Consider the following 16,050-nt stretch of genomic DNA (forward strand, 5'->3'; position numbering starts at 1 on the left):
GTCTTAGATATATAGTATCAAAGATGAAAGTATGGAATAATAGTGGATTTAGAATTACAAAACAAGCTAAAAATGGACAGGAAGCATTAGAGTTTCTTGAAAATTATGATTTTGATGTTGTAATAACAGATATAAGAATGCCAATTATAGATGGGATTGAACTCCTTGAACTTATAAGAGAACGTAATATTGATGTATTTGTTGTTCTTGTAAGTACTTATAGTGAATTTGAATATGCTAAAAGGGGGCTTCAGCTTGGAGCAGTTGATTATGTAATAAAACCGTTAAAAGAAGATGAGTTAAGAAAAGTTCTTGATAAATTAGAAAAAATGCTTATAGAAAAATATGATAATAAAAGTTCCAAGGACAAAATGTATGTAATTTCTAAAGAAAATATCAAATTATGGACAGATAGTATAATAAGGGATAAATTTTATCCAGAAACTATGCTTCAAAGCTTTTATGAATATGTTGATACAATGGGGATTGAAAATAAACAGATATATCCATCAATTATTAAGGAAATACTAGAAAGAATATGGGAAGGAATGCTTTCTTCATTTTCATGGCTTAATTATGTTTCAAATCTGGATAATATATTTTCAGAAAAAAATTCGGAATTTGAAGCAGTAGATGTATTGAAGATAATGAAGTATATTTCAGAAAAATATATGCTTTATAAATATGATAACGTGATAAATAGGATATGTACTATTATTGCTGAAAATATAGAGAGTAATAATATTATAGAAGTTGTTTCTGATAAATTAGAGTTGAGTAAAGATTATATAGGAAAACAGTTTAAAGCTGTAATGGATATGACACTTATAGAGTATTGTACTTTTATGAAAATGGAGTATGCAAAGAAAATGCTTCATGATACAAGTAAGAAAATATATGAGATAAGTGATGCTATGGGATATTCTACAGTTGATTATTTCACAAAACTCTTTAAGAAATATATTGGACAAACCCCTAGCCAATATAGAAAGAAAATAGAAAAATAAGACAAAGTACTGATATTTAATTGTTTACAACGGAAAAGTATAGGAAAAAAACGGATTTATATGGTTTTTACTATAGTTGAAATACTATATTATATAAACATACCAAATAACAAAAATAAAACAAATAAATAAGTAAGAAAGTAAAGGCGCTTTTGATAATGTTATAAGATTTATAACTTATGAAAAGCGTCTTTTTTGTTAGAAAAATAAGAAGGAGTGGTAATAATGAGTAAAAGAAATTTTTTTAAGAAATTAGGGGCTTTAACTTTAACTGCTGCATTATCAATTGCATGTATGGGCTGCGGTGGTTCAGCATTATCAAGTGCAACTGGTGGCGGAGAAAGCTCAGCAGCAGACAGTGGTGATACTGTTAAGGTAGGTATTCTTCATTCAATGAGTGGAACAATGGCAATGGCTGAAATGCCAATGATCGATGCAACAAAGATGGCAATTGATGAAATAAATGAAAAAGGCGGAGTACTTGGTAAAAAGATTGAATATGTTACTGAGGATGGTGCATCCGATTCAGCAATATTTGCTGAAAAAGCAACAAAACTTTTGACTAAAGATAATGTTGCAACAGTTTTTGGATGCTGGACATCTGCAAGCCGTAAAGCAGTTCTTCCTATATTTGAAGGAAATAATGGACTTTTATGGTACCCTGTTCAGTATGAAGGATTAGAATCTTCACATAATATTATGTATACAGCTCCATGTCCTAATCAACAGGCAATTCCAGCAATAGATTATATTCAGAATAATATAAAACCTAAAGATGGAAATAAATTAAAGGTATTCTTAATGGGTTCCGATTATGTATATCCAAGAACTACAAACACTATAATAAAGGCAATGCAGCCTTCATACAATTTTGATATTGTTGGTGAAGAATACATTCCACTTGGACATACTGATTTAAGTACAGTAATTACAAAAATTCAACAGACAGATCCTGATGTAATAATTAATACAATAAATGGTGATTCAAACGTTGCATTCTTTAAACAATATAAGGATTCTGGTCTTAGCCCAGATAAGATTCAAACAATGTCTTTCAGTTGTTATGAAGAAGATATACGTGGTATGGGTGCACAATATGCAGATGGTCATTTATTTGCATGGAACTATTTCCAAACTTTAGATACTCCAGAAAATAAGACATTTGTTGAAAAATTTAAGAAATTATATGGTGATGACAGAGTTACTGGAGATCCAATTGAAAATGCATATGAAGGTGTTTACTTATGGGCAGCAGCTTGTGAAAAAGCAGGTTCATTTAATGTTGAAGATGTTATAAAAGCATGTGAAAGTGGTGATGTTGAATTCCAAGCACCAGAAGGATTGGTTACAATTGCGAAGGGCGATACACATCATACATTACAGAAGGTTTTAGTTGGTAAATGTAATTCAGAAGGTCAGGTTGATATATTATGGCAGACTGATGATAGAGTTGAACCAGATCCATGGTTAAAAGGATATGACTGGGCAGAAGCAGCTGGTTTAGGTCAAAATAGTTAGTAAATTTAAAGATAAGTTAATATTTAAGTACAATGTGGTACCTGTCTTGAAGTTTTAAAAGAAAAAGCTTTGAAAAATAGATAGGTACCATTTTTTAATTAGTTGATAGTTGATAGGGGATAAGTCATATTGTTTCAAATTTAATGTCAATTATCAATTGTCAATTTAAAAGAGAAAGGCAGGGAGAGCTGTATGGAAAATTTTTTAATGCAATTATTTAACGGTTTAAGTATCAGTTCGATTTTATTGTTAGCTTCATTAGGACTTGCAATTACATTTGGTCTTATGGGAATCATAAATATGGCTCATGGCGAATTTATAATGATTGGTGCTTATACTACATATGTAGTACAGAATATTTTTAAAGCATATATGCCAAGTTCAATATTTGGAGGATATTTCTTTGTAGCCCTTATAGCATCGTTTATAGTATCAGCATTATTTGGTCTTATTTTAGAAAGAGTTATAATAAAACATCTTTATGGAAGAGTTTTAGACAGTCTCTTAGTAACATGGGGCGTAAGTCTTGTATTACAGCAGCTTGCTAGAAGTATTTTTGGTACATCAAATGTAAGTGTTGATTGCCCTCCATTTTTAGATAAGAATTTAGTAATAACACAGACACTATCACTTTCATATAAGAGATTGTTTATATTATTTCTTTCACTAGTATGTGTAACACTTATAGCATATCTTATGTATAGAACTAAACAGGGAAGAAATGTAAGAGCTGTAATGCAGAACAGACCAATGGCAGCAAGTCTTGGTGTTAATACAAGTTTAATTGATGCTGGTACATTTGCAATAGGTTCAGGCTTTGCAGGAATTGCAGGAGCTGCTATAACATTTCTTGGACCAGTTGGACCAACAATAGGTTCTACTTATATAGTCGATACATTTATGACAGTAGTTGTAGGTGGAGTAGGAAGAATTGTAGGATGCATTGTAGGTTCAGGAGTAATGGGACTTGGTGGATCAACATTTGAATATTTTACAAGTGCATCACTTGGAAAAGTTTTGATTTTCACAGTTGTAATAATAATCTTACAATTTAAGCCTAAGGGAATATTTACAATAAGTAATCGTGCCCTTGATGATTAATTGTAAAGATAGCAGAACGTTAGATTTTAAAATTTATGGAGGTGCAGAGTTATGGAAGGTACTGTTACAGTTCAGAAGAAGAAAAGTAAAAAGATTTCAGGAAAAACTATTTTAGCAACATTAATATTTCTATTTTTAGCAACAGCACCATTATATATGTCTTCTTTCAGAACTAATTTGTTAGGAAAATATATGTGTTTTGCATTAATAGTAATTGGAATAGATATGATTTGGGGATATACAGGAATATTAAGTCTGGGACATGGTGTTTACTTTGGTCTTGGAGCCTACTGTATGGCAATGCATTTAAAACTCGAAGCATCAAATGGAGCTCTTCCAGATTTTATGGGCTGGAGTGGTATAACAGAACTTCCAGTATTCTGGGCACCATTTAAGAGTACAGCAGTTTCGCTTATTCTGGTAGTTTTGATTCCAGTATTGCTTGCAGCAGTAATAGGATATCTTACATTTATCAATAGAATTAAAGGTGTATATTTTTCAATATTATCTCAAGCTTTATCAGCAGCACTTGCAACTTTATTAATAGGTATGCAGGAATACTTTGGAGGTTCAAATGGTCTTACAAATTTCACAAGTATATTTGGAAAATCAGTTAATTCTCCAATGACTAAATTAGTACTATTTTATGTTACATTTTTATTCTTATTAGGAGCATTCATAATATGCAGCATTCTTGTAAATAGAAGAGTTGGTAAGGTATTAATAGCAATAAGAGATTCAGAAAACAGAGCACGTTTTACAGGATATAATCCAGCAGTATATAAAGTTTTTGTTTATTGTTTATCAGCAGCACTTGCAGGAATTGCAGGAGCATTATATGTACCACAGGTTGGAATAATATCACCTTATGATGTAAATATTTCTCCTTCAATTGAAATGGTAATATGGGCAGCAATTGGTGGTAAAGGTACATTAGTAGGACCTATTTTAGGTGCATTACTTACAAATACTTGTAAGAGCCTTATAAGTGAAAGTTTTCCTGAAGTATGGTCATATTTCTTAGGAGTAATATTCATTGTTTCAATTCTATTCTTACCAAATGGACTCATTTCATTAAAAGATGTTCCAAAAAGAATTAAAGCAAGATTTGGAAAGATTAAAGATGATGCCCCAGCAGAATTTCAGAAAGATGAAAATGAGGATATGATGAATAACAAAGGTGGACAAATTTTGAATTGATAAAATCAAATGTTATTGTATTTGAACCGTATGAAAATAATAAATGATTGGAGGGAGCACAATGGCAGAAATAAAAGTTGCAAAGAAACCTATACTTGAAATTAAAGACGCAAGTATAACATTTGGAAATTTTAAAGCAGTAAAGAATGTTACAACTTCAGTAGGTGAAAATGAAATAAGGTTTTTTATAGGACCAAATGGAGCTGGAAAGACAACGTTACTTGATGCTATATGTGGTAAAAATAAGCTATCAAATGGAGATATTATATATAGAAATAATGATAAGGAGTGCAGTATTCCTAAGATAAAGGAGCATAAAATAGTTGAACTTGGAATAGGACGTAAGTTTCAAGCTCCAAGCATATTTATGGGAATAACAATTATGGAAAACATGGAACTTGCAGTAGCTAAAAATCATGGATTGTTTTCTTCAATATTTGGAAAGTTATCAAAAGAAGATTATGAACGTATTGATGATGCACTTAAATTTGTTGGATTGTATGAATATAGAAATGAATATCCTTCAATTCTTTCACATGGTCAAAAACAATGGCTTGAAATAAGTATGTTATGTGTTCTTCAACCTAAATTAATGCTTCTTGATGAACCAGTTGCTGGTATGGGAAGAAGAGAGACTGAAAGAACAGCAGAACTTTTAAGGATAATTCAAAAAGATTGTTCAATAATAGTCGTTGAACATGATATGAAATTTGTAAAAGATGTTTCAACAAGTGTTACTGTATTACATGAAGGAGCTATACTTTGTGAAGGAACTATAGATGAAGTCCAGAATAATCAGCAGGTTATTGATGTTTATTTAGGAAGGGGAGGTGAATAGAATGTTACAGTTAGATAATATAACAGCAGCATATAACGGAAGTAAGGTTTTACATGGAGTTTCTCTTAAAGCTGAAAAGGGTAAGGTTACATGTCTTGTAGGTAGAAATGGAGTTGGAAAATCTACTACATTAAAATCAATTATGGGATTAGTACAAACACCATCAGGAGATATATCAGTTGATGGAGAAAGTATTTTTAAAAAGCCAACTTATGCCAGAGCAAAATCTGGGATTGGATATGTTCCACAGGGACGTGAAATATTCCCACAGCTTACAGTAAGGGAAAATATATTGCTTGGTATGGAAGCAAATAAAAATGTAACTAAAATACCAGAGCATATATTTGAAACTTTTCCAATATTAAAGGAATTTCTAGATCGTAAAGGTGGAGACTTATCAGGTGGACAACAGCAGCAGCTTGCAATTGCAAGAGCTGTAATTTCAGAACCAAAAGTTCTTATCTTAGATGAACCTACAGAAGGAATTCAGCCTTCAATAATTCAGGATATTGGAAAAGTAATAATTAAACTTAAAGAAAAGATGGCAGTTTTAATAGTTGAACAATATTTGGAATTTGTACTTGAAATTGCAGATGAGTGTTATGTAATGGAAAAAGGAAAGATTGTCATGAGTGGAGAGACTGAAACTCTAGATAAAAAAGCATTACAATCTTTACTTTCATTATAAAAATAGTGATTGTTAGTATTAAAAAGATTAGATAAACATATTGACATTATATTTATTGGAACTATGGATGATGAAATATTTGTTTATAAATAATAATTGGAAATTTGAAAAGTCTGGAGGGGAAAATTATGTTGATGATCAGATCTATAATAAGGCCTGAAAGAGTAGGAATAGTTCTTACAGAATTGGCTAAGGAAGGCTATTCAGCAGTAACTGAAATGGATGTGTATGGAAGAGGAAAGCAGAAAGGTATCACTGTAGGATCAGTGTTTTATGATGAACTTCCAAAAACTATGCTGATTATGATTGTAAATGATAATGATGAAGATGTAGTTGTAAAAACTATAATGAAAAATGCGCGAACAGGTGAAAATGGAAATATAGGTGATGGAAGAATTTTTGTAAGTCCTGTTGAAAAGGCATATACAATAAGTTCTATGACTGAAGGTTTATAGGAGGTGTATCTTTATGAAAGAAATATTGGCTCTTATAAGACCTGAAAAAGTTCAGGAGACCAAAAAGGCACTTCTTGATGTAGGAATTTCTGGATATACAGGGCGTCAGGTAAGGGGAAAAGGAAAAGAACCGCTGACAGTAGTTATGCCTGATAATTCAATAATGAAGACCAATCTTATGCATAAGAGAGAAATGCTTATTGTAGTAGAAGATTCTGAAGCAGAGAAAGTTGTAAAAACAATTATGGATGTAAATTCAACAGGAAATCCTGGTGATGGAAAAATATTTGTATCACCAGTGCTTAGAACATATACAATAAGTAAAGGCATATAGAAACGAATAATATGTATGTTAAAGTAATAGAACGATATTAATTTAATGGTAAATTAAGGTACATTAACTATGTAATGAATATTATGGCAAAGACGTCATATAAAATAGAAATTTTATATTGTATGTCTTTGCCATTAATTATATAAAAATAAGAAAAATAAAAATATATTGTTTTAAATTTAAGGAGGAATTAATTATGGGAAGTATAGGAAGTATGAGTAAACCAGAACAAGGATTTTTAGTAGCAGCAGTGCAGTTTCCTGCACCAGTTGTAAATTCAAGGGCAGATATTGATAAGCAGATTGAAAGCATTGTAAGAACAATACATGCTACAAAAGCAGGATATCCAGGACTTGAACTTATCATTTTCCCTGAATACAGTACACAAGGATTAAATACAGCAAAATGGCTTACAGATGAATTTTTATGCGATGTTCCAGGTAAAGAAACAGAGATATTTGGTAAAGCATGTAAAGAAGCAGGAGTTTATGGAGTATTCTCTATAATGGAAAGAAATCCAGATCCAAATAAAAACCCTTATAACACAGCAATAATAATAAATCCAGAAGGAGAAATAATTTTAAAATATCGTAAGTTATTCCCTTGGAATCCAATAGAACCTTGGTATCCTGGAGATTTAGGAATGCCAGTTTGTGATGGACCTGCTGGAAGCAAATTATCAGTATGTATCTGTCATGATGGTATGATTCCAGAACTTGCTAGAGAAGCAGCTTATAAGGGATGTAATGTATATATAAGAATTTCAGGATACAGTACTCAGGTTAATGACCAATGGATATTAACTAATAGATCAAATGCATGGCAAAATCTTATGTATACAGTAGCAGTTAACCTTGCAGGGTATGATGGAGTATTTTATTACTTTGGTGAAGGCCAGATTTGTAACTTTGATGGTACAACTCTTGTACAAGGTCAGAGAAATCCTTGGGAAATTGTCACTGGAGAAATTTATCCAGGTCTTGCAGATGCAGCTAGAAGAAGCTGGGGATTAGAAAATAATATATACAACTTAGGACATAGAGGATATGTTGCTAAACCAGGTGGAGAAAGTGATGCAGGCTTAACATATATTAAAGATCTTGCAGCAGGAAAATATCATTTGCCTTGGGAAGATGACATAAAGATTAAAGATGGTTCTATATATGGATACCCAACAACTGGAGGAAGATTTGGAAATTAGACATTATCAATATGTTTCACTATAAAGTGAAACTATAGTTATAGGGTGCATGCTTTATAGTCTGCGCCCTGACTTATTTTACAGGTGTAAAAAATTTATTAAGAACAATCAGAACTAAAAATAAATTTTCAGTAAGAAATGTTTATTTGAGATATTTAAAGATAGACAATGAAATTGGTTAAATTTGAAAACAAATTCGTTTAAATCGAAGTTTAATATAGAAAAAATTAAAATATAGTATGTATATGGTATAATGCTGAGATTAAATTAATTAAAAATTTTAAAGAAGAGTATTAATTGTATTTCATATTCTTTAAAAAAAGGATTAATTATTAGTAAGCAAGCATTACTATATATAAATTATAGATATGTGAAGGAGATATATTTATGGATGATAAAATACTTGCAATAGTTGATGATATTGAAATAAAAGAGAGTGATTTAAAGAGAATAATAGAGAGATATCCAGTAAATAAGAGAATATATTTTGAAACTGAACAAGGAATGAATCAGCTTCTTGAACAAAAAATAGGGTTTATGCTTATGAGTAGGTATGCAAAAGAAAAGAAGATTCATGAAAGTGAGGAATTTAAAAGAAAAGTTGAAGAGTTAGAGGAACAGCTCCTTACTCAGATTGTAATGGGAAAAATGTTTTCAGAAATAAATATAACAAATGAAGATATTCAAAAAACATATGATGACAATAAGGATAAATTTGTTGAGGGAGAGTCTGTTTTAGCAAAACATATTCTTGTTGAGAAAGAAGAAGATATTAAAAGAATAAGAGAAGATATACTAAATGGAATAATTTCATTTGAAGATGCTGCAAAAAAATATTCAATATGTCCATCAAAAGAGAGAGAAGGAAGTCTTGGTATAGTGAAAAGAGGAATGATGGTTCAGGAATTTGAGGATGTTGCATTTAATTTGAATTTGAATGTTATAAGCGAACCAGTAAAAACGCAGTTCGGTTATCATATTATAAAAATAGAAGAAAAAACAAAGCCAAGAATTATTGAAATAGAAGAAGTTAAAGATAAATTAAGGGATCAGCTTGCATCAGAGAAGCAGCAGGAAAAATATGAAGAAAAAATGAAAGAATTGAAAGAAAGATATAAAGTGAAAATTATTTAGTCATTGATAGAAAATGAAAAAAATGATACAATTATAAAAGAATAAAAATAAATATTTTTAGGCAACGAAGTCTATAACAACCTTTAGGTTGTTATAGACTTTTTTTGCATATTTGAAAGGAAAGTGATATTTATGAGGCTGACTCCAAAGGAGCAGGAAAAATTAATGCTTCATTTTGCTGGGGAGCTTGCAGCAAAAAGAAAAAATAGAGGATTGAAATTGAATTATGTGGAAGCTGTTGCATATATAAGTTCGGAACTTTTAGAGCTTGCTCGTGATGGACACTCTGTTACTGAACTTATGAATATGGGAACAAAACTTCTTTCAAGAGAGGATGTCATGGAAGGTGTTCCTGAAATGATTCATGATGTTCAGATTGAAGCTACATTTAAAGATGGAACTAAGTTGGTTACTGTTCATGATCCAATAAAATAAGAGAATTTTTGCAGAGAGGGAGAGATTATAGATATGATTCCTGGAGAAGTTTTTTATTCAGATAAAGAAATAATATTAAATGACAACAGAAAAACAATAAAAATAAAAGTAATAAATTCAGGAGACAGACCTGTCCAGGTAGGTTCTCATTTTCATTTTTTTGAAGTAAATAAAATTCTTAAATTTGACAGGGAATCTGCTTATGGAATGAAGCTTGATATACCATCAGGAACATCTGTAAGATTTGAGCCAGGAGAAGAAAAAGAAGTCCAGCTCGTAGAACTTGGTGGAAAAAAGAGAGTTTTTGGATTAAATGAACTTACACAAGGTCAGGCTGTCGAATCAACAAAGGCTGCATCCGTAAATAGGGCAAAATTAAAAGGATTTATATAAGAATAAACTGCCAGTTAAGGAGTGGATTAAATAATGAGTTACAAAATATCTTCAAAGGATTATGGTATGATGTTTGGGCCTACAGTTCACGATAAAATAAGGCTTGGAGATACAAATTTAATTATAGAAGTAGAAAAGGATTATACATGTTATGGTGATGAAATAAAATTTGGTGGAGGAAAGACTATTCGTGATGGAATGGGACAATCTGTTAATACTACAAGTGAAGATGGGGATCTTGATTTAGTAATTACAAATGCGTTAATTTTAGATTATACAGGCATAGTTAAAGCAGACATTGGAATTAAAAATGGAAAAATTATAGGAATAGGTAAAGCAGGAAATCCAGATATTTTAGATGGTGTAACACCTGGAATGGAAGTTGGAGCATCAACTGAGGCAATTTCAGCAGAAGGATTGATAGTTACTGCTGGAGGTATTGATACACATATTCACTTTATTTCACCTCAACAGATAGACACTGCATTATTTAGTGGTGTAACAACAATGATAGGTGGTGGTACAGGTCCTGCTGACGGAACTAATGCAACAACATGTACACCAGGTCCATGGAATCTTGGACAGATGCTTAAAGCTTCAGATGAATATCCAATGAATTTAGGATATTTCGGAAAAGGAAATTGTGGAAGTGAAAGACCTCTTATTGAACAAATTGAAAATGGTGCTCTAGGTCTTAAAATTCATGAAGACTGGGGGGCAACTCCAGCTGTAATAAATGCAAGTTTAAATGTAGCTGACAAATATGATGTACAGGTTGCTATACATACAGATACATTAAATGAAGCTGGATGTGTAGAGGATACAATGAATGCAATAGCAGGAAGAACAATACATACATTCCATACAGAAGGTGCAGGAGGAGGACATGCACCCGATATTATAAAAGCTGCATCTTATGAAAATGTGCTTCCAGCGTCAACAAATCCAACAATGCCTTATACAGCAAATACATTGGATGAACATTTAGATATGCTTATGGTATGTCATCATTTAGATGCAAATATACCAGAAGATATAGCATTTGCAGATTCAAGAATACGTCCAGAAACAATAGCTGCAGAAGATATACTTCATGATTTAGGTGTATTCAGTATCATGAGTTCAGATTCACAAGCAATGGGAAGAGTTGGTGAAGTAATAACAAGAACATGGCAGACAGCACACAAAATGAAAGCTCAAAGAGGAAGACTTGAAGAAGAAACTGGTGAAAATGATAATTTCAGAGCAAAGAGATACATTTCAAAATATACAATAAATCCAGCTATAGCTCAAGGAATTTCAAAATATGTAGGTTCTATAGAAAAAGGAAAATTTGCAGATTTAGTAATCTGGAATCCAGCATTTTTTGGAGTAAAGCCTGATATTATAATTAAAGGTGGAATGATTATTGCAGCTAAAATGGGAGATCCAAATGCTTCAATACCTACACCACAGCCTGTATTTTACAGACATATGTTTGGAGCACATGGAGGTGCCAAATATAATACATGTTTGACTTTTGTTTCAAAAGCTTCAATCAAAAATAATATAAAAGAAAAACTTGAATTGAAGAAGACTGTAGTTCCAGTTGAAAACTGCAGAAACATTGGAAAGAAAGATATGAAATTTAATGACAAAACACCACTTATTACAGTGGATCCAGAAACATATGAAGTTAAGGCTGATGATGTTGTATTAAAATGTGAACCAGCAGAGGAACTGCCATTAACTCAATTATATAATTTGTTTTAAGAAATAGAATTTAAAAATATATGTTGCGATTAACAATAGATGTAGGATATTTACAAGGCTTTTTGATGTTTTTATATGTATCAGGCAAATTCTAATATTGCAACATATATTTGCTAATTTGGTAAAAATAATAATATCAATAAGAAAAAGGAGAAATTATTATGCTATGTGAAAAGATAATTGGATCAGTGAATGATGATGAATTTAAAAAATTAAAAAAAGATTATGTAAATATTGAATGGCATGATGCTTTTAAGAAAATACATAAAACTTCAACGGAAGGTGGTATTGAACTAGGAATAAAACTTGATGATTCAATACTTACAAGGGGACTTAGAGATGGAGATGTTCTTGGAGTTGAAAATGATACAGCTGTGGTTGTAAATATAAAGGAATCCAAATGGCTTGTGGTTAATGTTGAAGATAGCCACCTTATTCCAAAAGTCTGCTATGAGATTGGGAATAGACATGCAACCTTAATAAGTGGCAGCAATAATAATGAATTTATAACTATATATGATGAACCTATGAAACTTATGCTTGAAAATTTAGGAGTTAAAGTAGAACCCAAATTAATGAAAATAGATTTTGATCATAGAATATCTTCTTCTATTAACAATCATCATCATTAAAATTATGCATGAAGATTTTTTATTATTTCAGATAAATGATGCAGCATTTCCAATAGGGACATATACTCATTCATATGGTCTTGAAACATATATACAGAAAGATTATATAAGAAATTCTCAGGATATGTTTCAGTATATAAAAGCTAATGCAGAAACAAATTTTCTCCATACAGAGCTTTTATCTGCTTATAAGGCATATGAATATGCATCACAAAATAGATTAGATGACATTTTTAAAATAGAAGAGATAATAGAGGCAAGCAGAATTCCTAAAGAAATAAGAGCAGCAGGTGAAAAGCTGGGATCAAGGTTTATAAAAACAGTATCAGAATTAGATATACAATACAAGGATGAGATATTTAAAGAATACAGTAATAAAAATTTAAAGGGAAACAGAATTCATTCTGTAGCTTATGGAGTGTTTTGCAGCAGCTGTAATATTAATCATAAGAAAGCTATGGAAAGATATTTATATTCTTATGTATCAGCAGCAGTAATAAACGGAGTAAAATTAATACCTTTAAGTCAAAATGATGGCCAGAAAATATTATACAGGTGTTACGAATTTTTTGATGATATAATTGATAAACTTTCTAATCTTACAATTGAAGATTTATGTATGTCAACGCCTGGATTTGATATAAGGTCTATGCAGCATGAAAGACTTTATTCAAGATTGTATATGTCATGAAAAAAATATAACATAAAAATATAGTAAGGAGATGTGGTAATATGTCTTATGTAAAAATAGGAATTGCAGGACCAGTAGGTTCTGGAAAAACAGCGTTGATAGAATGTCTTACAAGAAAGTTAAGTAGTGAATATAGTATTGGTGTAATAACTAATGATATATATACAAAAGAAGATGCTGAATTTCTTGCTAAAAATAGTGTTATGCCTTTAGAAAGAATTATAGGGGTTGAGACTGGAGGATGTCCTCATACTGCTATAAGAGAAGATGCTTCAATGAATCTTGAAGCAGTAGATGAACTTGTGGAAAGATTTGAAGATTTAGATATTATATTTATAGAAAGTGGAGGAGATAATCTTTCAGCTACATTTAGTCCTGAGCTTTCTGATGCTACTATTTTTGTAATAGATGTGGCAGAAGGAGATAAAATTCCAAGAAAAGGCGGTCCAGGAATAACAAGGTCAGATCTGCTTGTTATAAACAAAATTGATTTAGCACCATATGTTGGAGCAAGTTTAGAAGTTATGGAGAGAGATTCCAAGAAAATGAGGGGAAATAGACCATTTGTATTTACTAATATAAGAGAATGTGAAGGTGTTGATAAAATTATAAACTGGATTAAAAAGGATGTTCTCCTTGAGGGTTTAAAATAGTATGGATAATGTTTTTAAAAAGATATCAACAATTAATATAAAAACTAAAAATAATAAGGGAAAAGCCATCCTTGATGATGTTTATTTTACAGCACCATTTAAAATAATGAAGCCATTTCAAATGGATGATGATTATTTAAAGATAATGATAATGAGTTCTTCAGCAGGGATAATGGCTGGGGACAGACAGGAATATAATATTCAGGTTGGTGAAAATACAAGACTTGAAGTTACATCACAGGCATATGAGAAAATACATAAGATGCTTGAAGGAAAAGCAGTAAGACATTGTGAAATAAATGTGGAAAAAAACAGTTTTTTAAAATATAATCCACAGCCTGCTATTCCATTTGCTCAGTCAAATTTTGAAAATACAATAAAAGTTAATCTTGAAGAGAGTACTTCAAAAATTATCCTGGTAGATATAATTTCATGTGGCAGAAGTAATTCTGGGGAGAAATTTCAATATAAGTGTTATAAATCATATATAGAGGTAAAATGTAATCACAAATTAATATATAGAGATAATACCATGTATGATCCAGATAAAATGAATATGAATGGATATGGTTTTTTTGAGGGATACACTCATCTTGCTAATATATTTATAGGAAATTGTAATGTTGATGAAAAAATAAGTGAAGACATATTGAAAATTATAGAAGAGAGTGATGAAGTTACAGGAGGTTTTTCTTTTACAAAGGATAAAAATTTAAGTATAAAGATTTTAGGATATAGTGGTCAGAAAATGACAGATGTAAGTGAAAGAATTATAGAATTAATAGAAAAATTTTAAGCTTTATGTAAAAATTTTAATGCAGAAAGTGCATAATTCATATATAATTTATATAAATTATATTTTATATATGAATAAGACAGTAAATACAAAAAGGGGGAACATACATGCACATGTCAGATGCATTAATATCACCAGAAGTGGCAGGAGTAATGGGGGCTGTTACAACTGCAACGTTGGGATATTGTGTTTATAAAGCAAAAGATAATTTAGAAGAAAAAAAGATTCCATTAATGGGAGTTATGGGAGCATTTGTCTTTTGTGCTCAAATGATTAACTTCACAATACCAGGAACAGGATCAAGTGGACATATTGGAGGAGGTTTAATATTGGCTTCAGTATTAGGATCGGTTCCGGCATTTCTCGTTCTTGCAACTGTAATTGCGATACAGGCATTATTCTTTGCAGATGGAGGAATACTTGCACTGGGCTGTAACATATTTAATATGGGATTCTATTCATGTCTGGTATTTTATCCATTGATATTTAAAAAAATGCTGAACAGTAATGCATCAAAAGCAAAAATAATAGCAGCATCAGTTATTACAAGTGTTATAGGACTTCAATGTGGAGCGTTCAGTGTAGTTCTTGAAACATTATTATCTGGAAGAACAGAGCTTCCATTTACTTCTTTTTTATTATTGATGCAGCCAATTCATTTTGCTATAGGAATAGGAGAAGGATTAATAACTGGAGCAGTATTATGCTATATACAAAGTATTAGACCTGAAGTTTTAGAATTTACAAGAGCTGGAAATAGATTGCCATCAAATTTAAGTCTTAAGAAAATAATTATAGGTATGGTTGTACTTACTGGACTTGTTGGAGGTTTACTTTCATTATATGCTTCAGAATATCCAGATGGATTAGAATGGTCAATAGGAAATATAACTTCTGAGGAAGAATTGTCAACACAAGGAACATCTTATGAAATAAGTGAAAAGATTCAGGAAAGTTCATCATTTATGCCAGATTATAATTTTAAAGATAATGAAGATTCCAAAATTGGTACAAGTATTGCAGGATTAGGTGGAGGTGCAATTGTATTTATTTTGGCACTGATAATAGGATTTGTAATATCAAGAATTAAAAATATGAGGAAAATTTAAGAATTCATTATAGTATATATTGCAAGATTAAGCTTATATTTAAAATATATCTTCTACATATAGAAATGTTAAATAAATCTTTCAAAGATTTTATCTTTTATTGTGAATTGCAA

The 16,050-nt window shown here is 30.9% G+C and carries 18 protein-coding genes; all 18 read left to right on the forward strand.

The genetic code is table 11. From position 1 onward, the window contains the following. On the forward strand, positions 1-1,007 hold a 1,007-nt coding region (locus Q0F58_RS06780; RefSeq protein WP_294374087.1), incomplete at its 5' end, for a response regulator. A gap of 225 nt (positions 1,008-1,232) precedes the next feature. Further along, positions 1,233-2,525, forward strand: coding sequence for an urea ABC transporter substrate-binding protein (gene urtA / locus Q0F58_RS06785; RefSeq protein WP_294374089.1), 1,293 nt, complete (start codon positions 1,233-1,235; stop codon positions 2,523-2,525). A 192-nt stretch (positions 2,526-2,717) separates the two neighbouring features. Then, positions 2,718-3,626, forward strand: a complete 909-nt coding sequence (gene urtB / locus Q0F58_RS06790) for an urea ABC transporter permease subunit UrtB (RefSeq protein WP_294374091.1) — start codon at positions 2,718-2,720, stop codon at positions 3,624-3,626. 51 nt (positions 3,627-3,677) lie between these two features. Continuing rightward, positions 3,678-4,826, forward strand: coding sequence for an urea ABC transporter permease subunit UrtC (urtC, locus tag Q0F58_RS06795; protein WP_294374095.1), 1,149 nt, complete (start codon positions 3,678-3,680; stop codon positions 4,824-4,826). Between the two features lie 61 nt (positions 4,827-4,887). Further along, positions 4,888-5,664 carry an urea ABC transporter ATP-binding protein UrtD gene (urtD, locus tag Q0F58_RS06800; RefSeq protein WP_294374100.1) on the forward strand — a complete coding sequence of 259 codons (777 nt, stop codon included), beginning with the start codon at positions 4,888-4,890 and terminating at the stop codon, positions 5,662-5,664. 1 nt (position 5,665) lies between these two features. Then, on the forward strand, positions 5,666-6,352 hold the full coding sequence (urtE, locus tag Q0F58_RS06805; RefSeq protein WP_294374103.1) for an urea ABC transporter ATP-binding subunit UrtE: 687 nt from the start codon (positions 5,666-5,668) through the stop codon (positions 6,350-6,352). Positions 6,353-6,480: 128 nt separating this feature from the next. Next, a complete protein-coding gene (locus Q0F58_RS06810) occupies positions 6,481-6,807 on the forward strand; it encodes a P-II family nitrogen regulator (RefSeq protein WP_294374105.1) in 327 nt (108 codons plus the stop codon). A gap of 13 nt (positions 6,808-6,820) precedes the next feature. Continuing rightward, the gene (locus Q0F58_RS06815) at positions 6,821-7,141 is read left to right on the forward strand and encodes a P-II family nitrogen regulator (RefSeq protein WP_294374108.1); all 321 of its coding nucleotides are present in this window, start codon (positions 6,821-6,823) and stop codon (positions 7,139-7,141) included. A 196-nt stretch (positions 7,142-7,337) separates the two neighbouring features. Further along, positions 7,338-8,342 carry a formamidase gene (locus Q0F58_RS06820; RefSeq protein ID WP_294374111.1) on the forward strand — a complete coding sequence of 335 codons (1,005 nt, stop codon included), beginning with the start codon at positions 7,338-7,340 and terminating at the stop codon, positions 8,340-8,342. Between the two features lie 387 nt (positions 8,343-8,729). Further along, on the forward strand, positions 8,730-9,476 hold the full coding sequence (locus tag Q0F58_RS06825) for a peptidylprolyl isomerase (RefSeq protein ID WP_294374114.1): 747 nt from the start codon (positions 8,730-8,732) through the stop codon (positions 9,474-9,476). Positions 9,477-9,608: 132 nt separating this feature from the next. Continuing rightward, positions 9,609-9,911, forward strand: coding sequence for an urease subunit gamma (gene ureA / locus Q0F58_RS06830; RefSeq protein ID WP_294374117.1), 303 nt, complete (start codon positions 9,609-9,611; stop codon positions 9,909-9,911). A 33-nt stretch (positions 9,912-9,944) separates the two neighbouring features. Then, complete coding sequence (locus Q0F58_RS06835) at positions 9,945-10,304, forward strand: urease subunit beta (RefSeq protein WP_294374119.1); 360 nt, start codon at positions 9,945-9,947, stop codon at positions 10,302-10,304. A 33-nt stretch (positions 10,305-10,337) separates the two neighbouring features. Then, the gene (gene ureC, locus Q0F58_RS06840; protein WP_294374122.1) at positions 10,338-12,056 is read left to right on the forward strand and encodes an urease subunit alpha; all 1,719 of its coding nucleotides are present in this window, start codon (positions 10,338-10,340) and stop codon (positions 12,054-12,056) included. Positions 12,057-12,217: 161 nt separating this feature from the next. Continuing rightward, complete coding sequence (locus Q0F58_RS06845) at positions 12,218-12,688, forward strand: urease accessory protein UreE (RefSeq protein ID WP_294374124.1); 471 nt, start codon at positions 12,218-12,220, stop codon at positions 12,686-12,688. 4 nt (positions 12,689-12,692) lie between these two features. Continuing rightward, entirely contained in the window at positions 12,693-13,379 is a 687-nt protein-coding gene (locus Q0F58_RS06850; RefSeq protein ID WP_294374128.1) for an urease accessory protein UreF, read from the forward strand. A 41-nt stretch (positions 13,380-13,420) separates the two neighbouring features. Continuing rightward, on the forward strand, positions 13,421-14,032 hold the full coding sequence (ureG, locus tag Q0F58_RS06855; protein ID WP_294374132.1) for an urease accessory protein UreG: 612 nt from the start codon (positions 13,421-13,423) through the stop codon (positions 14,030-14,032). Between the two features lies 1 nt (position 14,033). Continuing rightward, positions 14,034-14,828, forward strand: coding sequence for an urease accessory protein UreD (locus tag Q0F58_RS06860; protein WP_294374133.1), 795 nt, complete (start codon positions 14,034-14,036; stop codon positions 14,826-14,828). 107 nt (positions 14,829-14,935) lie between these two features. Continuing rightward, positions 14,936-15,937 (forward strand): energy-coupling factor ABC transporter permease, encoded by a 1,002-nt coding sequence (locus tag Q0F58_RS06865; protein WP_294374135.1) that lies wholly within the window; start codon positions 14,936-14,938, stop codon positions 15,935-15,937. The last annotated feature ends 113 nt before the right edge of the window (positions 15,938-16,050 follow it).

This window comes from uncultured Clostridium sp. (assembly GCF_934754915.1).
GTDB lineage: Bacteria > Bacillota > Clostridia > Clostridiales > Clostridiaceae > Clostridium.